This is a genomic window from Streptomyces megasporus, assembly GCF_000718985.1.
Taxonomy (GTDB): Bacteria; Actinomycetota; Actinomycetes; order Streptomycetales; family Streptomycetaceae; genus Streptomyces; species Streptomyces megasporus.
Window position 1 is genome coordinate 153,429 of record NZ_JODL01000016.1, and the last position, 23,286, is coordinate 176,714.

A 23,286-nucleotide genomic window follows, 5' to 3' on the forward strand; every position below is an offset into this window, starting at 1 on the left:
GGGGGCGGTGCTCCCCCATGAATCCATGACCAAGCCGTAACCCTTGGTCACGGGTAAAGTTGTGATGGTCGTGGAGGAGGCCATGAACATCACAACAGCGACAACGTCCGTCACGGCGGAACCGCAACTCCCCGAACGGCACGACGGATCGCCGACCGGCCCGATGGTCGAGCACGCGATGCGTTATGCGGAGGAGCGGCACTGGGACGTGTTCCCCGGCGCGTGGCTGGATTTCTCGAGAGGTGTACCGCGCTGCTCCTGTGGAGCGGCCGATTGCGAGGCGCCCGGCGCCCATCCCGTCCATGCGGACTGGGCGGAACAGGCGACGGGCAGCGTGACGGTGGTGCGCCGCCTGTGGTCCGACCGTCCGGACGCCTCGGTGCTGCTGCCGACGGGGCGGACCTTCGACGTCATCGAGGTGCCGGAAACCACCGGCTTCCTGGCGTTGGCGCGGATGGAACGCATGGAGGTGGAACTCGGCCCGGTCATCGGCACACCGGATGGGCGGATGCTCTTCTTCGTCCTGCCGGGCGGCGCCGCCAAGCTCTCCGATCTCGTGCGGAAGTTGGGGTGGTCGCCGAACGGGCTCGGGCTGACCGCGCTGGGCGAGGGCGGCTGGGTGGCCGCGCCGCCGAGCCGGATGGGCACGCGCGGCCCGGTGCTGTGGGCGAGGCAGCCGACGGACGCCAACCGCTGGCTCCCCGACGTCGAGGAGATCATCGCGCCGCTGGCGTACGCCTGCGGCCGGGACGCCGCCGCGGCGCGCGGAGACTGACCTGCCCCATCCCGAGACCCGCGGAGGGCGCACGGAGGACGTCGAGCACGGCGGCCGACCCGACCGGTCGGCCGCTCTCCCCTCCGGCTCCCCCGGCGGCCCGCGCCTTCGGTGGGCGGGCCGTCAGGCCGAGAGCGCGCCCTGGAGGAAGGGCTCGACGATCCGCCGCCACTCCTCGGGCCGGTCGTGGTGGACGAGGTGCCCCGCGCCGTCCACCTCGGCGTAGACGCCCTGGGGCAGCACGCGGACCATCTCCTGCGCCTCCGCCCGGCCCAGCTCGCCGTCGATGCCGCGGACCACCAGGGCCGGGCAGCGGACCAGGGCCAGCTCCTCCCAGTGCGCCTCGTGGACCCAGGACTGACGGATCATCAATATCTGGCGGCGGGAGAACACCGGCCGCCAGCCGTCCATGCGCTCGGCCATCACCTCGGCGAAGAAGTCGCCGCGCGAGGGGTAGGGGCGCTCCAGGAACGGATCCTCCTCCCCGAACCACCTGCGGACGTCGGCGAGGGTGGCGAAGGGCACCGGCCACGTCGCGAGCCACTGCTCCCACTCCCGCTGGGAACGCGTGCCCAGCGCCGAGGCCCGCATGTCGCAGATCACCACGGCACGGACCAGATCGGGGCGTTTGGCGGCGAGTTGCCAGGCGGTGAGCGCGCCCATGGCGTGCCCCACGAGCGCCACCGGAGCCAGGCCGAGCCGCTCGATCACGGCCTCGGCGTCCGCCACGTAGGCCTCGCGGTCGAACGGCCCGTCGGTGGGTTTGTCGCTGCGGCCGTGCCCGCGTTGGTCGAGGCCGACGGCGCGGTAGCGCTCGGAGAGCCAGCGGGCGGTGGTCGCCCAGTGCGAGGCACGGCCCATCAGCCCGTGCAACAGCAGCACGCCCGGCGCCGGTCGGTCGCCCCCCGCCTGCGCGCCCTTGGGCGGGTCGGCGAACTCCCAGGCAGCGAGCCGCAGACCGCCCGCTCCCCTGACATTGATGCGTCGAACCATGCGTCCTGGCACCCCCATCCCTCCTGTCCGCTCATCCCCGTGCCGGCGCTCACATTATCGAACTTCCATTCGAACAAGCCTCTCTGACGTGCAACACCCCTCTTTTGAGTGACACACGGCGAGTGTCGGCCGCTCGGGCCGGGGGGAGACAGCTACCGGGAGGCGGACCGCTCGGGGACAAGGGTCCGCGGGGAGCGACCCTGGGAGTTCGGGGCCCAGGGACGCACCGGGGGGCAGCGGGAAACAGAGGGGGGAAAGAGGGGCGGGAAAAGGGGGGACACGGGGAGGCGAGGTCCCGGTGCCACACGGCACCGGGACTTCGGTGTCGCCACGACCCCATGGACCGGCCCCTCCCCTCCTCCGCGCACGCCTCTCCGAAAGCGTGTCACGGCGCGGCCCTCGCCGCTCAGGTTCCGGCAACTCCGGTGGGGACGAATCCACCACGGCCCGGCGCGGCGGGAGACGGATCGGGGCGCCGCGGAGGACCCGTCGTCCTCCACGGCGCCCCTCCGCCGTCCGTCAGCGCTTGGCCACGAACACGTGCGAGGCCACCGCGGGGGTCAGCTCGGCCGTCTCGCCGCTGCTGCCGACCTGTACGCCGCCGCCCGCGCCCGCCGTCACGCTGACCACCGCGCCGGGCTGCACGCCGGCGCGGCGCAGCGTGTACATGAGCTGGGCGTCCGTCTGGATCGGCTCGCCGATGCGGCGCACCACGACCGTCTTGCCGCCGTCGCCCGCGTCCAGCTCGGCCAGGCTCACCATGTCGTCGCTCAGGAACGGGGGAGCCTCCGACGTCTCGCCCAGCTCCTCCAGGCCCGGGATCGGGTTGCCGTACGGAGACTCGGTGGGGTGCCGCAGCAGCTCCAGGACGCGGCGCTCGACCGCCTCGCTCATCACGTGCTCCCAGCGGCACGCCTCCGCGTGCACCTGCTCCCACTCCAGGCCGATCACGTCGACGAGCAGGCACTCGGCCAGCCGGTGCTTGCGCATCACGCGCGTCGCCAGCCGCCGCCCCTCCTCGGTGAGCTCCAGGTGTCGGTCCCCGGCCACGGTCAGCAGCCCGTCGCGTTCCATGCGCGCGACCGTCTGGCTCACCGTCGGGCCGCTCTGGTCGAGCCGCTCGGCGATCCGGGCACGCATGGGGACCACACCCTCCTCCTCCAGCTCCAGGATGGTGCGGAGATACATCTCCGTGGTGTCGATGAGTCCGGACATGCGCGCCCCTCGTCAGTTCGTGCGGTGGCCCTGACGTTCAATTCTGACGCATACGGCGGACAACCGGGTCCGGCCCGTCGAGCACCGCCCGATCCGTCGCACCCGCTTGACAGGGACGCGGTCCGAACCTCACCGTGATCGCGGTGTCACACGGCGTCCCGGAGGGGTACGGGACGTCCGACGGAGCGTGTCGCGACGACGGGAGGCCGTACGGACATGGGCGGGAACGGACCGGCGGAACGCTTCATCGACGCGGCCATCGGCCTGCTGGCACGGGTGCGGGAGGAGGAGTCCGACACCATCGCGGCGGCCGGGAAGCTGATCGCGGACGCCTTCACCGCCGGCGGTCGCGTCTTCGCCTTCGGCGCGGGGCACTCCTCGCTGCCCGCCCAGGACGTGGTCTACCGGGCGGGCGGGCTCGCCGTGATGAACCTCCTGCCCGTGCCGGGCGCCGTCGGCGTGGACGTCGTGCCCGCGACGCTGGGCAGCGCGCTGGAGCGGGTGGCGGGCCTGGCGTCCGCCGTGCTGGAGACGGGCCCGACGCGGGCCAGCGACGTCCTGGTGGTGATCTCCCTGTCCGGCCGCAACACGCTGCCCGTGGAGATGGCCTCCCGCGCCCGTGAGCTCGGCCTGAAGGTGATCGGCGTGACCTCCGTGGCGTACGCGGAGGCCACCACGCCGCGGAACGCCTCGGGCACGTTCCTGAAGGACCACTGCGACGTCGTCGTCGACAGCAAGATCGCGGTGGGCGACGCGGAGCTGACGGTGGACGGCGTCGACGCCCCCTTCGCCCCCGCCTCGACGGTCGTGACGAGCGCGATCATGCAGGCCGTCGTCGCCTCCGCGGCCGGCGAGCTGGCCGCCCGCGGCGTCGCCCCGCCCCTGCTGCGCTCGGGCAACGTGGACGGCGGGCACGAGTGGAACGACCGCGTGCTGAAGGAGCACGCGGACCGCATCTTCTACCGCTGAACGGACCGGACGGCCCGCGGCCGACGCCCCGGCCCGAGCGCCCGGCGGGCTCAGGCCAGGACGCGGGCGAGGTCGACCGCGGCGGCCACGCGGTCCGCGACGGCCTCCGCACAGGTGACGTCCGAGCGGTCGAACGCGCGACGGCTCGGGCCCCGCAGGAACGTGAGCACGCCCAGGGACCGTCCCCGGCTGCGCAGGACCACGCACAGCCCGTGCACCGTGCCCTCCGGCCATTTGCGGGCCCGCGCCCACCCCGACACCGCCGCGCCGCCCACGCTCGTGCGGACCGGACCGCAGCGCTCGTACGCCTGGAGTGCCGGATGCTCCCGCGGGTAGCACACCGGGACGCCCGTCGCCGCCGTGCCCGGCGCCGGGGCCTCGGCGGTGCGGATCAGCCGGACCGGGGAGTCGCCGGCCGCCAGGTCCAGCAGCGCGTGGTCGGCGAAGCCCGCCAGCGCGAAGTCCAGGTGGACCGCCGCCGCCTCCATCGGGTCCTCGCACTCGGCCGCGGCCCGGGCCGCCCGGTGGAGCTGGTTGCCGCGGAAGCGGAACCGCGCCGCGTCCTGCTCGGCCCGCCGGGTGTCGGTGACGTCCTGGAAGAACCACGCCACGCCCAGCGGCACCGGCGCCTCCTCCGCCATCGGGGAGACCAGCCGCAGGAAGCCGCTGCGCCAGCAGCGGCGCGCGTCCCCGCCGCCCGCACCGCCACCCGCGCCGCCGCCCAGGGAGCCCCGGTCCGCCCGGTCGGGGTCTTTGCGCAACGTCACCCACAGCTCCGCCGGGCCCTGCGCCGGGCCCTCCGCCAGCACGTGCTGGAGCGCGCTCTCCAGCTCCTCCACGCCCTCCCCCACCAGCTCGCCCAGCGGTCGCCCCAGCATCGACGTGCGGCCGACGCGCAGCGCGCGGGCGGCGTGGGCGTTGGCGACGGCCGGACGCAGATCGGCGTCGACCAGGACCACGCCCCACGAGGCGTCCTCGAACAGCGCCTCGCTCAGGGCGATCGACCGCTCCAGGTCGATCTGCGTGCGCGCCTCGCTGAACGCGCAGTAGACGCCGATGGGCCCGCCGTCCGCGCCGCGCACCCCGGAGGACTGGGTGCGCACCAGCACCCGCCCGCCGTCCTTGCGCAGCAGCGCGAACTCGTGGACCTGCCGGCCGGGCGCGGTCAGCGCGCCGAGCAGCCGCGCCTGGACGTCCTCGGCGTCGGCCGCGCGCACCGCCCAGCCCGCCAGCCCCCGGCGGCCGATGGCCTCCTGTCTCGTCCAGCCCAGGATGCGTTCGGCCTCGCGGTTCCAGTGGGTCACGACGCCCTCGGCGTCGAAGGCGCACAAGGCCGCGTCCATGCCGTCCAGCAGGGACGCGAGCAGCAGCTCGTCCTCGAGGCCCCCGGCGCCCCGGGAGTCCGGGACCGTCGGGGCCGGCCCGGTGGAGCCACCGCGGACGTCTCCTCCGTCACCGGCGCCGTGTTCGAAGTGGGTCTCGGACTGAGCGGTCACCTGACACCCCCGACTGGACGCTGCGCGCACCTGCACTCCCGATCATTCAACTCGAACGTGACGCAGCCCACACGCGGTTCGGGAAAATCGTTGTACCCCCGAAATTCGCTTGCCGTTGCCCGGTACCGGGTCTTAACGTGCGAGGTACACGAGAAGGGAGGTGGTTCGGCAAATGAGTTGTTACCGGACGCGTGAGGTGGCTGCGGCCTAGGGGCCGTACGTCACAGCGTGACGCCGGCACCGCCGGCCAATCCCAAGCAGTCACCCGACCCGCGGGCTGTCGGTACGTCCGACCGACCTCCGTCGCGCATCGCGCGACCGGGGCCAGGCCCGCGGGTTGTCCGCGTTCCGGCGCACCGCGTCGGAACGCGCCCTTCGGGGCCGAACCCCAGGGACATCGGGGCCGAAGCTCAGGGGCAGAGGCGTTCGACCGTCCAGCCGGTGTCCGTCCTGACGTAGCGCAGCCGGTCGTGGAGGCGGTTCTCGCGGCCCTGCCAGAACTCCACCGTCTCCGCCCGGACCCGGTAGCCGCCCCACTGCGGCGGGACCGGGACGCCCTCCGTCTCCGGGTAGCGGGCCGCCAGGGCCGCGTACGTGCGGTCCAGCTCCTCCCTGGAGGCCACCTTCGAGGACTGTTCGCTGGCCCACGCGCCCAGCTTCGAACCGTGCGGGCGGGTGCGGAAGTAGGCCGCCGTCTCATCCCGGCCGGTGCGCTCCGCCGTGCCCGAGACGATCACCTGGCGGGCGACGGAGTGCCAGGGGAAGAGCAGCGAGACGTACGGGTTCGCCTCGATCTCGCGCCCCTTGCGGGAGCCGTAGTTGGTGTAGAACACGAAGCCGCGTTCGTCGAACTGCTTGAGCAGGACCGTGCGGGAGCTGGGTCGTCCGCGGTCGTCCGCCGTGGAGACGACCATCGCGTTGGGCTCGTGCAGTCCGGCGGTCACCGCGTCCTCGAACCAGCGCAGGAACTGCTCGTACGGGTCGTCGGCGAGGTCCTCCTCGCGGAGCCCCTCCGCGCGGTAGTGGGCCCGCATCGAGGCGGGGTCCAGGTGCGGGCGGTGGGCGAGGGCTTCACGGGCTGCGTCGTCGGCTTGAGGCACGCGTTCATCTTGCAGCATGACCGTCACACGGTGTCGGCGCGGACGGACGAGCCTGCCCGTTCTCCACCGCGCGTACACCTGGCGACGGGAGCGGCGAAGTGTGCCGCATCTCACTCTTCCCCGCACCTGAGGAATCCGGACAGAATGACCGGTCGGACGACTGTGGCCTTCGCACATCGCGGGCTATCGTGTCCGAAGAGCCGCTGTCGGTGACCACCAGCAGCGCGGGCATGACCGGGCACCGGCCCGGCCCGCCGGCCCCACGACGGCGGAGCCGCACCGGTGGACCTCCGAGAGCCGACCGGCCCCACGGGTCTCCCCCGCCGTCGCCCTCCCGCCGAACCACACACGAGGAGCCGCCTGATGTCCGACTTCGTACCCGGGCTCGAGGGAATCGTCGCGTTCGAGACGGAGATCGCCGAACCGGACAAGGAGGGCGGCGCCCTTCGCTACCGGGGCGTGGACATCGAGGACCTGGTGGGCCACGTCTCCTTCGGCAACGTGTGGGGTCTGCTGGTGGACGGCAGCTTCAACCCCGGCCTGCCCCCGGCCGAGCCCTTCCCCATCCCGGTGCACTCCGGCGACGTCCGGGTGGACGTGCAGTCCGCGCTGGCGATGCTCGCGCCCGTGTGGGGCCTGAAACCGCTGCTCGACATCGACGAGGAGCAGGCCCGCGAGGACCTGGCGCGGGCCGCGGTGATGGCGCTGTCCTACGTGGCCCAGTCGGCGCGCGGGCAGGGCCTGCCGATGGTCCCGCAGAAGGAGATCGACAAGGCCGAGACCGTCGTGGAGCGCTTCATGCGCCGCTGGCGGGGCGAGCCCGATCCCAAGCACGTCGCGGCCGTGGACGCCTACTGGACGTCGGCCGCCGAGCACGGCATGAACGCCTCCACCTTCACCGCCCGCGTCATCGCCTCCACCGGCGCGGACGTGGCGGCGGCGCTGTCGGGCGCGGTCGGCGCGATGTCCGGACCGCTGCACGGTGGCGCGCCCTCCCGCGTGCTGGGCATGATCGAGGAGATCGAGCGGACCGGGGACGCCGAGGCGTACGTCAAGCGGACCTTGGACAGGGGCGAGCGCCTGATGGGCTTCGGTCACCGCGTCTACCGCGCCGAGGACCCGCGGGCGCGCGTGCTGCGCCGTACCGCCAAGGAGTTGGGCGCGCCGCGCTACGAGGTCGCCGAGGCGCTGGAGAAGGCGGCGCTGGAGGAGCTCCACAACCGTCGTCCGGACCGGGTGTTGGCCACCAACGTGGAGTTCTGGGCGGCCATCGTGCTGGACTTCGCCGAGGTCCCGGCGCACATGTTCACCTCGATGTTCACCTGTGCCCGCACCGCCGGCTGGTCGGCGCACATCCTGGAGCAGAAGCGCACCGGGCGGCTGGTGCGTCCCTCCGCCCGCTACGTCGGCCCCGGCTCGCGCGACCCGCGTGAGATCGAGGGCTACGACGAGATAGCCCGCCGCTGAGCCCCCTCGGACGACGCCACGGCCCCGGCGCGGGGTTCACCGCGCCGGGGCCGTGGCGTTCCGCGTCCGTCACCGGAGCCCGACAGGGCGCCCCGTCACTCCGACCGTCACCTCGGCCGTCCGGCGCGCCGGATGAGGTCGACGGTGGCGCGGGGGTCGTCGACCTCCACCACGAGGCGGGCGTACCGCTCGTCGGCGAGCTCGATGACGACGGCCTTGTCGGGGTTCTTCACGTCCCAGAAGACGCGCTCGCCGCCGCGGTGGTAGGTGCCCGCGACGATGACGCCGGGTATGTGGGTGCCGGGTGCGCGTATGCCCTTGTACTCGTGGACGATGCCGGGGTCGCGGGCGGCTCCGCGGACGTTGGCGAGAGGTATCCGCAGGCGGCCCTTGAACGCCCAGAGCTTGTCGAGCCCCTCCATCTCGACGGTGAGGGTGTCGTCGGTGACGGTGACACGGGCCATGGTCGGTCTCCTGTCGCTCCTGTCGGGCGGTCGTCGGTCGGGTGCGCGAGGCACGCGGGCGGCGCGGGCGCCGCTTCGGGGCCGGCTCGGCGGCGCCCGTGGCACGGGAGCGTAGTCGCAGGCCGCGCACGGTCGCGGCCGGCCGCGCTCCGTCGGGGACGGGGCGCGGCCGGCCGTCGGTGACGCCGGGTCGGCCGGCGGGTCAGTCGCGCACCGGGATCTCGACGTGGGAGGACTTCCCGCCGGGTGAGGAGAAGGTGAGCTTCGCGCCGAACGGGTTGTGCTCGGCGTAGAGGGGGTCGACGGTGTCGATCACCAGGGCGAGCCGGTGCCCGGCCGGCACGTCGTAGGCCGTGGAGAACAGCTCCAGGTCCACGTCGAACGCCTCGCCCGGCGTCCTGTCGTGGAAGCTGAACGGCGCGTGGGTGACCAACCTGCCGACGCCCAGCGCGTTCACGTCGTACAGGTGGGCGACGAAGGTGCCGCTGGAGCGGTTGCTCGTCACCGTGGTGCGCAGCTTCACGGTGCCGCGTATCCGCCGTTTCTCGGTGTACCGCTCCGACGTCCAGACGGCGGAGTACCAGTCGGGCAGCAGCGGGACGGACACCGTCGGCGGGAGTTCGACGAGTTGGTCGAGGAGGCCGGAGAGCATGACGATTCCGCCGTTGGCTCCCGAGTCGACGCCCGTCAGGACGCGCTCGGTGTCGTTCAGGGCGATCCGCTCCGTGCCGGACGTCGCGTCCTTCCAGCTCGCGTGGCTCTCCTCGCCCCCGCCGCGGACGCCGAACACGACGGGGTCCTCCTCGTCGATGCCGTTGTCCTCGCCCTTGAGGTGGTGGTCGAGCCAGCGTTCGGCGTTGTTCCACACGTCGTTGGGCAGCCCCAGCAGGCCGCCGATCTCCGGGGTGGCGTGGTCGCCGGCCCGGAACTCCAGCCGCTTGGGGCCGGTCAGCTTCTCGTAGAAGTCGACGTACTGGTTGGGCGGGAAGATGGAGTCGCCCCAGGCGTTGCCCAGCATGATCGCGGCGCCGTTCGCGTTGATCCGATCGACGTGGACGGAGGCGGAGCGCTTCTTCCCCCAGTCGATCATGTTCTGTTCCTTCTCCAGGTCGGAGCCGAGGAAGCCGGTGATGATCTCCTCGAACTCGTCGCCGGGGCGGCCGGTGAGGTAGCCGGCGCCGGTGAGGAACGCGGCTGCCTGGGTGTGCTGGGTGCGACCGCTGTAGATGGAGTCGACGAGGTCCGCCCAGCCGCTCATCGCGACCACGGCCTTGATCCGGTCGTCGAACGCGGAGGCCAGCAGGCTGATGCCGGCGCCGTAGGAGACGCCGGCCATGCCGACGCGCTCGGGGTCGGCGGGGGTGTTGGCCAGCGCCCAGTCGATGACCCTCGACGCGTCGGCGATGTCGGGCGGGCCAGCGACCTCGATCTCGCCGCCGGACTGCCAGAAGCCGCGCGAGTTGTAGCCGAGCACGACGTAACCGGACGCGGCGAGCTTCTTCGCCTGGGCGAGGTACTCGATCTGCGGCATGGACCAACTGGTGGGGAGGACGACGAGCGGATAGCGACTCCCGTCCGCCGGGACGTCGGCGGGGGCGACGACGTTGGCGGCGAGCTTCGTGCCGCCGTCGCCGGGGATGTCGACGAACCGGACGGTCGTCGAGCCGGACGCGGCGTGGGCGGTGGTGGCCGGGCCGACGACGGTCCCGGCCACCACCGCGGCCGAGGCGACGAAGGCGGCGGACGTGCGCAGGTGCCTGTGAGGGTGTCCCATGGGCCCTCTCTCCTCTGTGGGTCGCCGGCCTGGGGAAACCGGCGTGTGGGGGAAAGTGACCCGAGAGTAGGAGTATTGATTACCAGCGGTAACCCCTCAAGGGGTTACGCATCCGTAACTTTTGTCCCAGGCACCACTCGTCTCCTCGACCGCCCTCACTCGGCGGCGTCCTCCAACGCCTCCGCCAGGACCTCCGCCAGGTGACGGGCGCGCACGCCGCCGAGCTGGGCGAGCTGGGTGCGGCAGGAGTAGCCGTCGGCCAGCAGCACGGTTCCGGGGGCGGCGGCGCGGACCGAGGGCAGCAGCTTCTCCTCGGCGCAGGCGACGGAGACCTCGTAGTGCCCCTTCTCGAAGCCGAAGTTGCCCGCCAGCCCGCAGCACCCGTCGCTCAACCCGCCCGTCAGCCCGGTCTTCTCCCGCAGTCGCCGTTCCGCCGCGTCGCCCAGGACGGCGTGCTGGTGGCAGTGGGTCTGGCCGGCCACCGGACGGTCGACACGCGGCGGGGTCCAGTCGGGGGCGCACTCCTCCAACACCTGCGCGAAGGTGCGGACGGACGCCGCCAGTCGCCTCGCGCGCGGGTCGTCCGGCAGCAGCTCGACCGCGTCGGTGCGCAGCGCCGCCGCGCACGGCGGCTCCAGGACGACCACCGGCAGGCCCGCGTCCAGGACCGGCTCCAGCCGGTCCAGGGTGCGGCGCAGCACGCGGCGGGCGCCGTCGAGCTGCCCGGTGGAGATCCAGGTCAGGCCGCAGCAGACCCGGCCCGCGCCCGGCGGGAGGACGACCTCCAGTCCGGCGGCCTCCAGGACGCGGACGGCGGCGGTGCCCGCCTCGGGCGAGAGGTGGTTGGTGAAGGTGTCCGGCCACAGCACGACGCGCCGCCGGCCCGCGCCCGCCCGTCCCCGTCGGTGCCGACGCCACCAGCGGACGAACGGAGTGCGCGGCAGCGGCGGGACGTCCCGCTCCGGCGCGATGCCGCCCAGTCGCTTGCCCAGGGCCGCGAGCGGGGTGCGGGCCAGGGCGTTGACCAGCGGGGCGGTGCGGGTGGCGGCCACCACGCGCAGCCACAGCGGCAGCAGGCCCATCGAGTAGTGGGCCGCCGGCCGGCGGCGGCCCGCGTAGTGGTGGTGGAGGAACTCGGCCTTGTAGGTGGCCATGTCCACCCCGACCGGGCAGTCCCGGCGGCACCCCTTGCAGGACAGGCACAGGTCCAGCGCCTGGAGCACCTCCTTCGAGCGCCACCCGTCGGTGACCACCTCGCCCGCCAGCATCTCGTGGAGCAGCCGCGCCCGGCCGCGGGTGGAGTGCATCTCCTCCCCCGTCGCCCGGTACGAGGGGCACATCACGCCCGCGCTCCCCGACGGGTTGCGGCACTTGGCGACGCCCACGCACCGCCGCACCGCCGCCGAGAAGTCCCCGCCGTCGTCGGGGTAGCCGAAGACGACGGGGAGCGGCTCGCGGGGCAGCGGCGCGAAGCGCAGATTCTCGTCCAGGCGGTGGGGGCGGACGAGCATGCCGGGGTTGAGGCCGCCTGTGGGGTCCCACAGGTCCTTGAAGCGGGCGAACAGCCCCACCAGCTCGGGCCCGTACATCCTCGGCAGCAGCTCGGCGCGCGCCTGCCCGTCGCCGTGCTCGCCCGACAGCGATCCGCCGTGCGCCACCACCAGGTCGGCGAGGTCGGTGGAGAAGCGGCGGAAGCGGGCGATGCCCTCCTCGTGGATCAGGTCGAAGTCGATACGGACGTGGACACAGCCGTCGCCGAAGTGGCCGTAGGGCAGTCCGCGCAGCCCGTGCTCGGTCAGCAGGGCGCGGAAGTCCCGCAGGTAGGCGCCGAGGTTGACGGGCGGCACGGCACAGTCCTCCCAGCCCGGCCACGCCTCGCTGCCGTCGGGCAGGCGGGTGGCGGTGCCGGCGGCGTCCTCGCGCACCCGCCACAGGGCGCGCACCCCGTCGGGGTCGGTGACCAGGACGTGGCCCGTGGCGTCGCCGGCCGCCGCCCGGCACAGCCGTTCGGCGGCTCCCCGCGCCTCGGCCCGATTCGCGCCGCCGACCTCGACGAACAGCCACGCCTCGCCTCGGGGCAGCGCGGCGCGCTCGGCCTCGGGGACCAGGTCGCTCGCCATGCCCTCCACGGTCAGCGGGTGGTGGGGCAGGAGGGTGGCGGCGGCGTCGGCGGCGGCGCTCTCGTCCGCGTAGCCGAGCACCGCCAGCACCCGCGCGCCGGGCCGCTCGACCAGCCTCACGGTGGCGGACGTGACCACCCCGAGCGTGCCCTCGCTGCCGGTGAAGGCCCGCGCCCAGTCCTCCCCGCGCTCCGGCAGCAGCGCGTCCAGGGCGTAGCCGGAGATGCGGCGCGGCAGTTCGGGGAAGCCGGTGCGCAGCCGGGCGAGCTCCCCCGCCACCAGCGCCCGCGCCCCGGCGCGCAGCCGCTCGGGCACGCCGTCCCCACCGGGCGCGAGCCGGGCGCGCTCCCCGCCGTAAGTGAGCACGTCCAAGGCGAGGACGTTGTCGGCGGTGGTGCCCCAGGCCACCGAGTGGGAACCGCAGGAGTTGTTGCCGATCATCCCGCCGAGCGTGCAGCGGCTGTGGGTGGAGGGGTCGGGGCCGAACGTCAGCCCGTGGACGCCGGCCGCCCGGCACAGGTCGTCCAGGACCACCCCCGGCTGGACGACGGCCGTACGGGTGGTGGGGTCGATCGACTCGATCGCGGCCATGTGGCGGGTGAAGTCCAGCACCACCCCCGTGCCCGTCGCCTGCCCGGCGATCGAGGTGCCCCCGCCGCGCGGCACCACCGGCACCCCCGCCTCCCGGCACACCGCCAGCGCCGCCGCCACGTCGTCCGCGTCGCGCGGCGCGACGACGGCCGGCGGAACCCGCCGGTAGTTGGAGGCGTCCATCGTCATCAGGGCACGGCTCGCGGGGTCGTCGGCGACGTCTCCGCGCACGACGGCCCGCAGCGCCCGCGCCACCTCGCGCGCCTCGGCCGCCCCGACCGCCTTCCCCACCGTCTCCTCCGTCATGTCACCCATGGCACCAGCCTGCCCCTTCGCCGGCGTGTCTCGCGGGGTGGACGCCGGCCGGAACGGGCGGCGGCGACGGTCTACTCTCGTTTCCGTGGCCGATCTCCAGATTCCCGCAGACATCAAGCCCGCCGACGGACGATTCGGTTCGGGCCCGTCCAAGGTGCGCCCCGAGGCGCTGAGCGCCCTGGCCGCCACCGGTACGTCCCTGATGGGCACCTCACACCGCCAGGCTCCGGTGAAGAACCTGGTCGGCCGGGTGCGCGAGGGCGTGAAGGACCTCTTCGGTCTCCCGGAGGGCTACGAGGTGGTCCTGGGCAACGGTGGTTCCACCGCCTTCTGGGACATCGCCACCCACGGCCTGATCGAGTCCAAGTCCCAGCACCTGTCCTTCGGCGAGTTCTCCTCGAAGTTCGCCAAGGCCGCCAAGCTCGCGCCGTGGCTGGCCGAGCCGTCCGTGATCTCCTCCGACCCCGGCACGCACCCGCTGCCGAACGCCGAGGCCGGGGTGGACGTGTACGCCCTCACCCACAACGAGACCTCCACCGGTGTCGCCATGCCGCTCAGGCGGGTCGCGGGCGCCGACGAGGGCGCCCTGGTCGTGGTGGACGCCACCTCGGGCGCGGGCGGCCTGCCGGTGGACATCGCCGAGACGGACGTCTACTACTTCGCCCCGCAGAAGTCGTTCGCCGCGGACGGCGGCCTGTGGATCGGCGTGTTCTCCCCGGCCGCGCTGGAGCGGGCCGAGCGGATCGCCGCGAGCGACCGGCACATCCCGGCGTTCTTCGACCTGCCGACCGCGATCGACAACTCCCGCAAGAACCAGACGTACAACACCCCGGCCCTGGCCACGCTCTTCCTCCTGGCCGACCAGTTGGAGTGGATCAACGGCCAGGGCGGTCTGGAGTGGGCCGCCGCCCGCACCGCCGACTCCTCCTCGCGGCTGTACGGCTGGGCGGAGAAGTCCGAGTTCGCCACCCCCTTCGTGACCGACCCCGAGAAGCGCTCGCAGGTCGTCGGCACGATCGACTTCGCCGACGGCGTGGACGCCGCCGCGATCGCCAAGACGCTGCGCGCCAACGGCATCGTGGACACCGAGCCGTACCGCAAGCTGGGCCGCAACCAGCTCCGGGTCGCGATGTTCCCGGCCGTCGAGCCGGCGGACGTCGAGGCGCTGACGGCGTGCGTGGACTACGTCGTCGAGCGGCTCTGAGCACACCACCGCGCGTGACCGCCGCCGGCTCAGCGCGACAGCCGCTGGAAGCGGCGCACCGCCAGGGGCAGGAAGACGGCCGTGATGACCAGCGGCCAGACCACCGCCATCAGCGCCGCGTTCTCCTCGATCCAACTCCCGCCGCTCGCCACCGGGTTGCCGAACAGCTCCCGGATCGCGTCGGCGGTGGAGGAGACCGGGTTCCACATCGCGATGGCGCCCAGCCAGTCCGGCATCATCGAGGGCGGCGTGAAGACGCTGGAGATCATCCCGAAGGGGAAGGCCACGGCGAACAGGTTCCCCGCCGCCTCCTGGTTGGGGACGAGCAGCCCGAGGAACACCCCGACCCAGATCAGCGCGGAGCGCAGCAGGAGCAGCAGCACGAAGGCCCAGAGGGTCGCGAGCACCCCGCCGTCCGAGCGCCAGCCGACGGCCAGGGCGATCAGGACCAGCACCACCAGGTCCAGCGCGGCGTGGAGCACGTCGGAGACGCCGCGGCCGGTGACCACCGCGGAGGGGGACATCGGCATGGACCGGAACCGGTCGGTGACCCCGCGGTCCTTGTCGATGACGACGGCCATGGCGGTGTTCATGAAGCCGAAGGCCATCGTCATGGTGAACATGCCGGGCAGCGCGTACGCCTCGTAGTCCGCCGTGCCCACGTCCATGGCGCTGCCGAAGACGTAGACGAACAGCAGCACCGAGACGATCGGGAAGCCGAGCTGCCAGGCGACGATGGACGGCTGCTTGACGAGGTGGAGGAGGTCGCGGCGGACGATCGTCCAGCAGTCCGCGACCGCCCAGTACAGGCGCCGTCCGTCCCCGTCGGGGAGGACGGGGGCGGGGGTGGTGTCGGGTGCGGCGCTCACGCTGCGGTCTCCTTCTTCTCCGTCTTCTCGTGTTCTCCGGTCCGCCCGTTCCTCTCGTTCCCCCCGGTCGCGCCCTCCGTCCCGTCCCGGTCCGCGCGGTGGCCGGTCAGGTGCAGGAAGACCTCGTCCAGGGTGGGGCGGCGCAGCCCGATGTCCTCCACCCCGACGCCCTCGTCCTGGAGGGTCCGGGCCACCTCGGTGAGCGCGGCCACCCGGTCGGTGACCGGCGCGTGCACCCGGCGCTCCTCGGGGTCGGTGTGGGGTTCGGCGCCGTCCGCGACCGTGGCGAGGACGCGGACGGCGGTGGGGATGTCGGCCGCGTCGCGGAGCACGACCTCGACGCGGTCGCCGCCGATGGAGCCCTTCAGCCCGGCCGGGGTGTCGTCGGCGATGCGCACGCCCCGGTCGAGGACGGTGATGCGGTCGGCGAGCTTGTCGGCCTCGTCCAGGTACTGCGTGGTGAGCAGCACCGTGGTGCCGCCCGCGACCAGGGAGCGCACCGCCTCCCACACCTCGTTGCGGCTGCGCGGGTCCAGGCCGGTGGTGGGCTCGTCCAGGAAGAGCACGTCGGGTGCGAGGATCATGCCCGCGGCCAGGTCGAGCCGCCGCCGCATGCCGCCGCTGTAGGTCTTGAGCTGCTTGTCGCCGGCGTCCGTCAGGCCGAAGCGCTCCAGCAGTTCGTCGGCGCGCCGGCGGGCGCGGCGGGTGCCGAGGTGGAACAGTCGGCCGAACATCTCCAGGTTCTGCCGGCCGGTGAGGATCTCGTCGACCGCCGCGTACTGGCCGACCAGCCCGATCCCGCGGCGCACCCGGCCGGGCTCGCGGACCACGTCGTGACCGGCCACGGTGGCGCGCCCGCCGTCGAGGCGGACGAGCGTGGCCAGGATGCGCACGGCGGTGGTCTTGCCCGCGCCGTTGGGGCCGAGCAGGCCGTGCACGGTGCCCCGCCGGACGGCGAGGTCGAAGCCGTCCAGGGCGTGCTTGTCGCCGTACCGCTTGACCAGCCCTTCCGCCAGCACGGCGTACTCGGCGCTTCCGGCGCCGTGGGGTGTCGTCATGGTGCCTCCCTCCGAACCGGGTACACCGTACTCGATTGCGCGTACGGTGTACCCGGTTTTTTCGCCCACCCGTAGGATCGGGTGCGATGAGCACCGAAAGAAGCGGCGACTACCTGCGGCGCAGCCTCGAACTCCTGTGGGGGCGACGCGAGCGCCCCACCCGCGGCCCCAAGCCGGCCCTGACGCTGGAGCGCATCGTCGCCGCGGGCGTCCGGATCGCCGACGCCGAGGGGATCGAGGCGTTGTCCATGCGCCGCGTCGCCGCCGAACTGAGGGTCGGCACGATGTCGCTCTACCGCTACGTGCCGGGCAAGGCCGAACTGCTGGAGCTGATGATCGACCGCGCCTACGGCATGACGGACGGCACCGACGCGCCCGAGGGAGCCAACTGGCGCACGGTCCTGCGGTACGTCGCCCTCGGCACGTGGCGGATGTACCTGGACCACCCCTGGCTGCTCCAGGTGAACCTGGCCCGGCCCGTGCTCGGACCCGCCGCCGTGGCCGGCTTCGACTACGCCCTCTCCGGCCTGGCCGACCTGGACATCACCGACCACGAGCGGATCGGGTTCGTCGCCGCCGTCGACGGCTACGTCGCCGGCTGCGCCCGCACCCATGTCAACGCCGCCCAGGCCGCCCGGCAGACCGGCATCAGCGACGAGGAATTCTGGGCCGCGCACGGGCCCATGCTGGAGAAGGCGATGCTCAGCGGCGCCTACCCGCACGTCGCGGCCCTCGCCGAGGACACCTTCGCCGTCCCCGGCGAGAGACTCTTCGAGTTCGGCCTGGAACGGCTGCTCGACGGACTGGAGACGTTCCTCGCCCGCCGGTCCGGCGCGGGCGGCGGGGCGAACGGCGGGGAAGCGAGCGGCGGCACGGACGGCATCGAGGCCGACTGAACGTCGCGCACCCCGTCGACAACCGCTCCCCCGTCCACCACCATGGCTCCGTCCCGGACGGTCCGGAACGGTCCGGGAGGGTCCGACGCGGGCGGCACACGGGGAGGCACGGGTGGGGGCGGAATCGATGGGCCGGTTCGGACGGTTCGGCCGGCGGGGCGCGACGGTCGTCGCCGCGGTGCTCCTGGCGGTGACCGCGACGGCGGGATGCGACGCGGAAGGGGCGACCGCCCCGGACGGCAAGACGACCGGCATGCCGTCCCCCGACCCGACGACCCGGAAAACGTCTCCCGCCGCCTCCCCCGACCCGACGACCACCCCGTCCGTGGCCCCTCTCGGGAAGACGCTGCTCGCCGTGACCAAGACCGGTGGCATCGCGGGCGTGTACGTGGGCGTCGTCGTCGAACGGGACGGTTCGGTGGAGGTCCTGGACGGCTCGGGCAAAGCCGCGCGGTCCGATCGGATGCCGGGGGAGGACCTGGCCGAACTGCGCGCCCTCCTGGAGAGCGAGGAGTTCCGGAGCCTGCCGCGGCGCCTCCTCGACCGGCAGGTCGCCGACGCGTTCGTCTACGAGTTCGTCACGCCGGGGCACGCCGTCCTCACCGACGAGACCTCCCTGCGCGATCCGCTGCGGGACGTCCTGGCGCTGGTCGGCCCCTGGCTGGACGACGAGGGTCGGACGTCACCGTGACACGGCTCCCGGCGCGACCCCTCGACGGCGGGGCGTCGTCCTGCCGCCTCACCCCCTGAGCCGGGCCGCCCGGCGCACGGCGAGGACGAGGACGGCGACCGAGGCGAGAGCCAGGACGAGGACGGCGGTGGCCCCCTCCCCCTCTCCCGCCCCGTCGTCCGCCCGATCGTCCGCCCGATCGTCGGACGTCTCCGTGCCGCCGTCCGCCGCGTCCCCCTTCCCGTCCCGGGGACGCTCCGACGCCTCCTGACGCCGCGCTCCCTCGGGGAGTTGGTCACCGGACAGCTCCACCGCCCGGACCGCGCCGCGCTCGCCCTCCGTGCCGTACAGCAGGGTGCGGCCGTCCGGAGTGAAGGTCAGCGACTCGCCCTGACGCTGCATCGGCACGGTCAACCGCCCCAGCTCGTGCGGCTTCCCGTCCCGCCAGGCGTACATGGTCCCGCCGAAGTAGCCGCGCACCGCCAGCCGGGTGCCGTCCGGGGAGAAGGCGGCGTCGGTCGCCCACACGTCGACGGCGGCGACACGGGTGAAGGTGTTGACGCCGGACTCCGAGAGCTCCTCGGGCCCGGCGTACAGCGCGCCGCCGTCCTCGTGCTTGCTGACGATGTAAGCCCGCCCGGTGTCGGGGTGGACCGCCAGCGACTCGGCGTCGCGCGGGCCGTCGGCGTAGCGCACGGTGAAGCGGGTGACCGGCACTTCCCGGTCGACCAGTTTCTCGGGCTCGGCGAAGCGGTAGATCCACACCTCCGGCCACCGACCGCCGAAGTTGTCGCCGATGTCGCCCACGTACACGTGGCCGTCCGGGCCGACCGAGACGGCCTCGACGTCGCGCGGGGCGATACCGCTCAGGGTGATCGTGGCGACCGTCCGCCCGGTACGGCCGTCCACCGCGTAGACGTACGGCCCGTCGTCGCTGTCGTTGTGCGTCCAGTACACGCCGGGGTGCGCGCGGCTCGCGGCCAGTCCGCTGGACTCGGTGATCCGCTCGTCCTCGATGGTGAAGCCGGCGTCGCCGTCGGCGGCCCCCGCCGTCCCGGCCGTCCCGAACACGATCACCGTCGCCGCGCCCAGGGCGCACACCAACCTCCGCATGGCTCCCAGCCTGCCATTCACCGGGGGCACCCCGGGCGGGCGACGTTCACCCGCGGTCGGTCACCGGGTCACCAACGCTCCGTCCGCGGCCCGGTGAACTCCTTCTCGGACTTCCCGGGCTTCCCGCAGAACTCCGCCTCCGGCACGGAGCCGGTCGATGCCGAGGTGTTGACGTTGTACGCCATGGTGCGCGAACCGTTCCGGGTGGAGACGACGAGGGAGGTCGAGCCGTGGATGCCGCCGCTGTGGCCCCACACCGTCACACCGCACGACAGGGGCCGGGCCTGGATGCCCAGCCCGTACCGGTCGCCCTCCCCGGTGGGGACGGTGGAGAGCAGCTCGGCCATGCTCTCCTCGGAGAGCAGCCGGCCGTCCAGCAGCGCCCGCAGGAAGCGGTTGAGGTCGTCCACGGTGGAGATCATCTCGCCCGCCGCCCCGGCGACCGACGGGTTGATCTCGGTCACGTCGACCAACTCCCCCTCACTGCCGAACCGTTCGTAGGCCCGGCCGTGCGGAGGCGGCATCGTCGCGCGGGTGCCCGGCACCACCGTGGAGCGCAGCCCCAACGGCTCGATCACGCGCCGCTCCACCTCGTCGGCGTAGGAGTGGCCGGTGACCGCCTCGATCACCAGGCCCGCCAGGACGTAGTTGGTGTTGGAGTAGCTCCAGTCCGTGCCCGGCGCGAAGACGGGCTCGTGCTCCATGGCGATGGCGACGAGTTGCTCGGGGGTCCAGGTGTCGTAGCGGTGTTCGAAGAAGCCCGACTTGAAGACCTTCTCCTGAAACTCGAGATCGGAGGTGACGTCGTAGATCCCGCTGGTGTGGTTGAGGAGCTGCCGGACGGTGACCTCCCGGCCGTCGTGCCCATGGCCCCGCACCAGGCCGGGCAGCCACCGCTCCACCGAATCGTCCAGATCCAATCGCCCCTCCTCCTGCAACCGCAGCAGAACGGTGGCGACGAACGTCTTGGTGATGCTGCCGATCCGGAACCGGTCCGGACGCACCCGAGGCCGCTCCGTCGGGACCGAAAACGCCGGCGCACCGTTGACCACACCCATGCCGGTTGAGTCGGATCCGGCCATCCCGCCGTGCTCCGGGCCCTGCTCCGGAGCGCGGCGGGACACCGTCACACAAGCGTCGGCGTCAGCGGACGTTCGGTACCGGGCGGGACCGCCGCGGCACCTCGGACTCCCCCGGCAGCTCGAACGTCTCGAACACCTCGGGCGTCCGGGAGTCGTCGCCCTTACCGGGGGCCGTGCCGCAGAACTCCGCCTCCAGCACGGAGCCGAGGGGGCCCCAGGTGGCGTTGGCGTTGAACGCCATCGTGTGGTCGCCGTCCCGGGTGGAGAAGACGTAGGAGAGCGAGCCGTGGACGGAACCGTCGTGGCCCCACAGCCCCACCCCGCACGACAGGTCGAGGTTGAGGACGCCGAGCCCGTACCGGGCGCTCCCCTCCCCGCCGGTGGGGACGGCGGCGAACATCTCCGCCATGCTCTCCTCGGAGAGCAGCCGGCCGTCCAGCAGCGCCCGCAGGAAGCGGTTGAGGTCGTCCACGGTGGAGATCATCTCGCCCGCCGCCCAGGCCCAGGAGGGGTTGACGTCGGTCACATCGGCCCACTTCACCCCCTCGCCCTCGGGCAGCAGGCCGTAGCCCCGGCCGTGCGGACGCGGCATCGTCGCGCGGGTGCCCGGCACCACCGTGGAGCGCAGCCCCAACGGCTCGATCACGCGCCGCTCCACCTCGTCGGCGTAGGGCTTCCCGGTGACCGCCTCGATCACCAGGCCCGCCAGGACGTAGTTGGTGTTGGAGTAGCTCCACCCCTCACCCGGCGCGAAGACGGGCTCGTGCTCCATCGCGATGCCGACCAACTCCTCCGGCGTGAAGGAGTCGTAGCGGTGCTCGAAGAAGCCCAGGCCGAACATCCTCTCGGCCAGTTCCGGGTCCTCGGTGTAGTTGAAGATCCCGCTGGTGTGGTTGAGGAGCTGCCGCACGGTGACCTCCCGGCCGTCGTGCCCATGACCCCGCACCAGACCGGGCAGCCACCGCTCCACCGAATCGTCCAGATCCAACCGCCCCTCCTCCTGCAACCGCAGCAGAACGGTGGCGACGAACGTCTTGGTGATGCTGCCGATCCGGAACCGGTCCGGACGCACCCGAGGCCGCTCCGTCCCGCCACGCGGGGACGCGCATCGAAGGACCGCCAGGGGCGTCGAACAGTTGATCTTCACTCGTCCGGACCGACCGATTCCGGCCACGTGCCGGGGCCTGTCGGGTGACGGGCATCACGTCGCAGGCCCGAACCGCCGTCCGGGAGGATGTGCGAATGCGTTTCCTCTTCATCGGCGACTCCATGACCATCGGCAGTGCCGGTGAGCACACCTGGCGCCACCGCATGTGGCGGCACCTGGAGCAGACGTGCGGGTCCCTGGGCGAGACGTACGGGATCGTCGGCCCGCGCGACACGCTGTACGACAAGGCGGCCGACGCGCCCGTCTCCCACGACTACGCCGACCCGGCCTTCCCCGCTCCCGCCCGCCGCCACCTCGCGGGCTGGGGGGAGGGGTGGCTGCACATGGCGCCCCTGATAGCCGAGGCGGTGCGGGAGCACCGCCCCGACACCCTGCTGATCTTCCTCGGCCTGATCGACCTGGGCTTCTACACCGACTCGGCCGCCACCGCGGCCAACGTCCGCCGCTTCTTCGTCGAGGCCCGCTCCGCCGATCCGGGAATCCGGGCGGTGGTGCTGCCGGTGATCCCCAACGTCCGGGCGCGGCACGACGTCTTCTTCGCCGCCGAGTGCGAGCGCTTCAACGAACTGTTGGCCAAGGCCGTGGCCGAGTTGTCGACGCCCGCCTCGCCCCTGCTGTTGGCCTCACCGCCGCACGACTGGGACCTCGACCGCGACACCTACGACGGCACCCACCCCACCGCGTCCGGCGAACACCGCATCGCCGCCGCCTTCGCGGACGCGATGCACCAGGCGTGGGGGGTCGGCGGCCCGTACGCCGCGGCCACCGTGGGGTGACGTCCGATCAGGGACTCGCCCGGGATGCTCTTGCCTCGGGCGCACTTCACCGCGTTGGCTGGTACCCATGAAGTACACGCAGCTCGGACGCACGGGTCTCAAGGTCAGTCGCCTGGTTCTCGGCACGATGAACTTCGGCCCCCAGACCGACGAGGCAGACAGCCACGCCATCATGGACGCCGCCCTCGACTCGGGCGTCAACTTCTTCGACACCGCCAACGTCTACGGTTGGGGCGAGAACAAGGGACGCACCGAGGAGATCATCGGCTCCTGGTTCGCCAAGGGCGGGGGACGCCGGGACAAGGTGGTGCTGGCCACCAAGGTGTACGGCAACATGGGCGCCGACGGCGAGGTCTGGCCCAACCACGACAAGCTGTCGGCGGTGAACATCCGCCGGGCCGTGGACGCCTCCCTCAAGCGGCTCCGGACGGACCACATCGACCTGTACCAGTTCCACCACGTGGACCGGAACACCCCGTGGGAGGAGATCTGGCAGGCCATCGACGTCCTGGTGCAGCAGGGCAAGATCATCTACGCCGGATCGTCGAACTTCGCCGGCTGGCACATCGCCCAGGCCAACGAGGCCGCCGCCCGCCGGAGCAGCCTGGGGCTGGTCAGCGAGCAGTGCCTGTACAACCTGGCCGAGCGCCGCGCCGAGATGGAGGTCATCCCGGCCGCCCGGGGCTACGGCCTGGGGGTCATCCCCTGGTCGCCGCTCCACGGCGGCCTGCTGGGCGGTGCGATCCGCAAGGAGAGGGAGGGCGGCGGCGCGCGCACGTCCTCCGGACGCTCGGCCGACGCGCTGGCGAACACCAAGGTCCGCGAGCAGATCCAGGCGTACGAGGACCTGCTGGACAAGCACGGTCTGGAGCCGGGCGAGGTGGCCCTGGCCTGGCTGCTGACCCGGCCGGGCGTGACGGGGCCGATCACCGGCCCGCGCACGGTGGAGCAGCTCTCGTCCGCGCTGCGCGCGGTGGAGCTGGAGCTGAGCGAGGAGCTGCTGGCGTCGCTGGAGGAGATCTTCCCCGGTCCGGGTCCGTCCCCGGAGGCGTTCGCCTGGTGAGCGGGCGAGCGGGTGAGCCGGTGACCCCGAGTGAGCCGGTGACCCGGTGAACGGACGAGTGGAGGGCGCCCGGCGGCGGGCGCCCTCGCCGTCCCGACGGTGTCGGGC

Annotated in this window: 20 protein-coding genes; 8 read left to right on the top strand and 12 right to left on the bottom strand. The window is 73.0% G+C overall.

Translation table 11 applies throughout. The annotated features are described in order from the left end of the window. Positions 1–163: 163 nt before the first annotated feature. Entirely contained in the window at positions 164–775 is a 612-nt protein-coding gene (locus IF47_RS0115510) for a bifunctional DNA primase/polymerase (protein ID WP_245641131.1), read from the top strand. Positions 776–898: 123 nt separating this feature from the next. Here IF47_RS0115510 and IF47_RS0115515 read toward each other — a convergent pair whose 3' ends face one another. Together IF47_RS0115515 and IF47_RS0115520 are read right to left on the bottom strand one after the other, a co-directional pair. Then, positions 899–1,768, bottom strand: coding sequence for an alpha/beta fold hydrolase (locus IF47_RS0115515; RefSeq protein WP_031509376.1), 870 nt, complete (start codon positions 1,766–1,768; stop codon positions 899–901). 519 nt (positions 1,769–2,287) lie between these two features. Then, positions 2,288–2,983, bottom strand: a complete 696-nt coding sequence (locus IF47_RS0115520; RefSeq protein ID WP_031509377.1) for an iron-dependent transcriptional repressor DtxR — start codon at positions 2,981–2,983, stop codon at positions 2,288–2,290. A 216-nt stretch (positions 2,984–3,199) separates the two neighbouring features. Between IF47_RS0115520 and IF47_RS0115525 the strand changes: the two genes are divergently transcribed. Further along, positions 3,200–3,952: an SIS domain-containing protein gene (locus tag IF47_RS0115525; protein ID WP_031509378.1), complete on the top strand. Its 753-nt coding sequence runs from the start codon at positions 3,200–3,202 to the stop codon at positions 3,950–3,952. A gap of 50 nt (positions 3,953–4,002) precedes the next feature. Here the strand turns inward: IF47_RS0115525 and IF47_RS0115530 are convergent, their stop codons facing one another. Together IF47_RS0115530 and pdxH are read right to left on the bottom strand one after the other, a co-directional pair. Further along, entirely contained in the window at positions 4,003–5,448 is a 1,446-nt protein-coding gene (locus IF47_RS0115530) for a PAS domain-containing protein (RefSeq protein ID WP_037732678.1), read from the bottom strand. Between the two features lie 410 nt (positions 5,449–5,858). Further along, complete coding sequence (pdxH, locus tag IF47_RS0115535) at positions 5,859–6,482, bottom strand: pyridoxamine 5'-phosphate oxidase (protein ID WP_031509380.1); 624 nt, start codon at positions 6,480–6,482, stop codon at positions 5,859–5,861. 429 nt (positions 6,483–6,911) lie between these two features. Here pdxH and IF47_RS0115540 point away from each other — a divergent pair, with 429 nt between their 5' ends. Continuing rightward, positions 6,912–8,015, top strand: a complete 1,104-nt coding sequence (locus IF47_RS0115540) for a citrate synthase 2 (RefSeq protein ID WP_031509381.1) — start codon at positions 6,912–6,914, stop codon at positions 8,013–8,015. Positions 8,016–8,122: 107 nt separating this feature from the next. Here the strand turns inward: IF47_RS0115540 and IF47_RS0115545 are convergent, their stop codons facing one another. The 3 genes from IF47_RS0115545 to IF47_RS0115555 form a co-directional block, all read right to left on the bottom strand. Continuing rightward, positions 8,123–8,479 (bottom strand): hypothetical protein, encoded by a 357-nt coding sequence (locus IF47_RS0115545; RefSeq protein WP_031509382.1) that lies wholly within the window; start codon positions 8,477–8,479, stop codon positions 8,123–8,125. 202 nt (positions 8,480–8,681) lie between these two features. After that, entirely contained in the window at positions 8,682–10,253 is a 1,572-nt protein-coding gene (locus IF47_RS0115550; protein WP_031509383.1) for an alpha/beta fold hydrolase, read from the bottom strand. A gap of 155 nt (positions 10,254–10,408) precedes the next feature. Beyond that, positions 10,409–13,279, bottom strand: a complete 2,871-nt coding sequence (locus IF47_RS0115555) for an FAD-binding and (Fe-S)-binding domain-containing protein (RefSeq protein WP_051717743.1) — start codon at positions 13,277–13,279, stop codon at positions 10,409–10,411. Between the two features lie 85 nt (positions 13,280–13,364). Between IF47_RS0115555 and serC the strand changes: the two genes are divergently transcribed. Next, positions 13,365–14,483 carry a phosphoserine transaminase gene (serC, locus tag IF47_RS0115560; protein WP_031509385.1) on the top strand — a complete coding sequence of 373 codons (1,119 nt, stop codon included), beginning with the start codon at positions 13,365–13,367 and terminating at the stop codon, positions 14,481–14,483. Between the two features lie 29 nt (positions 14,484–14,512). Here the strand turns inward: serC and IF47_RS0115565 are convergent, their stop codons facing one another. Together IF47_RS0115565 and IF47_RS0115570 are read right to left on the bottom strand one after the other, a co-directional pair. After that, positions 14,513–15,352, bottom strand: a complete 840-nt coding sequence (locus tag IF47_RS0115565; protein ID WP_031509386.1) for an ABC transporter permease — start codon at positions 15,350–15,352, stop codon at positions 14,513–14,515. Further along, a complete protein-coding gene (locus tag IF47_RS0115570; RefSeq protein WP_031509387.1) occupies positions 15,349–16,410 on the bottom strand; it encodes a daunorubicin resistance protein DrrA family ABC transporter ATP-binding protein in 1,062 nt (353 codons plus the stop codon). Before IF47_RS0115570 ends, IF47_RS0115565 begins: the two co-directional genes overlap by 4 nt. Positions 16,411–16,496: 86 nt before the next feature. On the opposite strand from IF47_RS0115570, the gene IF47_RS0115575 reads away from it, so the two are divergent. After that, on the top strand, positions 16,497–17,306 hold the full coding sequence (locus IF47_RS0115575; RefSeq protein ID WP_037732679.1) for a TetR/AcrR family transcriptional regulator: 810 nt from the start codon (positions 16,497–16,499) through the stop codon (positions 17,304–17,306). 112 nt (positions 17,307–17,418) lie between these two features. Further along, entirely contained in the window at positions 17,419–17,997 is a 579-nt protein-coding gene (locus IF47_RS0115580) for a hypothetical protein (protein ID WP_157839981.1), read from the top strand. A 48-nt stretch (positions 17,998–18,045) separates the two neighbouring features. Here the strand turns inward: IF47_RS0115580 and IF47_RS0115585 are convergent, their stop codons facing one another. The 3 genes from IF47_RS0115585 to IF47_RS0115595 all read right to left on the bottom strand — a co-directional run bounded on the left by IF47_RS0115585 (position 18,046) and on the right by IF47_RS0115595 (position 21,243). Continuing rightward, positions 18,046–19,089: an esterase-like activity of phytase family protein gene (locus tag IF47_RS0115585; protein ID WP_031509390.1), complete on the bottom strand. Its 1,044-nt coding sequence runs from the start codon at positions 19,087–19,089 to the stop codon at positions 18,046–18,048. A 68-nt stretch (positions 19,090–19,157) separates the two neighbouring features. Then, positions 19,158–20,093 carry a serine hydrolase domain-containing protein gene (locus tag IF47_RS0115590; RefSeq protein ID WP_051717745.1) on the bottom strand — a complete coding sequence of 312 codons (936 nt, stop codon included), beginning with the start codon at positions 20,091–20,093 and terminating at the stop codon, positions 19,158–19,160. A 139-nt stretch (positions 20,094–20,232) separates the two neighbouring features. Beyond that, positions 20,233–21,243, bottom strand: coding sequence for a serine hydrolase domain-containing protein (locus IF47_RS0115595; RefSeq protein ID WP_051717747.1), 1,011 nt, complete (start codon positions 21,241–21,243; stop codon positions 20,233–20,235). Between the two features lie 170 nt (positions 21,244–21,413). Between IF47_RS0115595 and IF47_RS0115600 the strand changes: the two genes are divergently transcribed. Next, complete coding sequence (locus tag IF47_RS0115600) at positions 21,414–22,115, top strand: GDSL-type esterase/lipase family protein (protein ID WP_031509393.1); 702 nt, start codon at positions 21,414–21,416, stop codon at positions 22,113–22,115. A gap of 67 nt (positions 22,116–22,182) precedes the next feature. Further along, positions 22,183–23,178, top strand: a complete 996-nt coding sequence (locus IF47_RS0115605; RefSeq protein WP_031509394.1) for an aldo/keto reductase — start codon at positions 22,183–22,185, stop codon at positions 23,176–23,178. The last annotated feature ends 108 nt before the right edge of the window (positions 23,179–23,286 follow it).

Bases quoted from the DNA above. Each gene is read 5' to 3' on its own strand.
- IF47_RS0115545 (WP_031509382.1), bottom strand. From the start codon at position 8,479: ATGGCCCGTGTCACCGTCACCGACGACACCCTCACCGTCGAGATGGAG.
- IF47_RS0115540 (WP_031509381.1), top strand. From the start codon at position 6,912: ATGTCCGACTTCGTACCCGGGCTCGAGGGAATCGTCGCGTTCGAGACG.
- IF47_RS0115570 (WP_031509387.1), bottom strand. From the start codon at position 16,410: ATGACGACACCCCACGGCGCCGGAAGCGCCGAGTACGCCGTGCTGGCG.
- IF47_RS0115575 (WP_037732679.1), top strand. From the start codon at position 16,497: ATGAGCACCGAAAGAAGCGGCGACTACCTGCGGCGCAGCCTCGAACTC.
- IF47_RS0115555 (WP_051717743.1), bottom strand. From the start codon at position 13,279: ATGGGTGACATGACGGAGGAGACGGTGGGGAAGGCGGTCGGGGCGGCC.
- IF47_RS0115515 (WP_031509376.1), bottom strand. From the start codon at position 1,768: ATGGTTCGACGCATCAATGTCAGGGGAGCGGGCGGTCTGCGGCTCGCT.
- IF47_RS0115520 (WP_031509377.1), bottom strand. From the start codon at position 2,983: ATGTCCGGACTCATCGACACCACGGAGATGTATCTCCGCACCATCCTG.
- IF47_RS0115585 (WP_031509390.1), bottom strand. From the start codon at position 19,089: ATGCGGAGGTTGGTGTGCGCCCTGGGCGCGGCGACGGTGATCGTGTTC.
- IF47_RS0115510 (WP_245641131.1), top strand. From the start codon at position 164: ATGGTCGAGCACGCGATGCGTTATGCGGAGGAGCGGCACTGGGACGTG.
- IF47_RS0115550 (WP_031509383.1), bottom strand. From the start codon at position 10,253: ATGGGACACCCTCACAGGCACCTGCGCACGTCCGCCGCCTTCGTCGCC.
- IF47_RS0115605 (WP_031509394.1), top strand. From the start codon at position 22,183: ATGAAGTACACGCAGCTCGGACGCACGGGTCTCAAGGTCAGTCGCCTG.
- IF47_RS0115525 (WP_031509378.1), top strand. From the start codon at position 3,200: ATGGGCGGGAACGGACCGGCGGAACGCTTCATCGACGCGGCCATCGGC.
- pdxH (WP_031509380.1), bottom strand. From the start codon at position 6,482: ATGCGGGCCCACTACCGCGCGGAGGGGCTCCGCGAGGAGGACCTCGCC.
- IF47_RS0115600 (WP_031509393.1), top strand. From the start codon at position 21,414: ATGCGTTTCCTCTTCATCGGCGACTCCATGACCATCGGCAGTGCCGGT.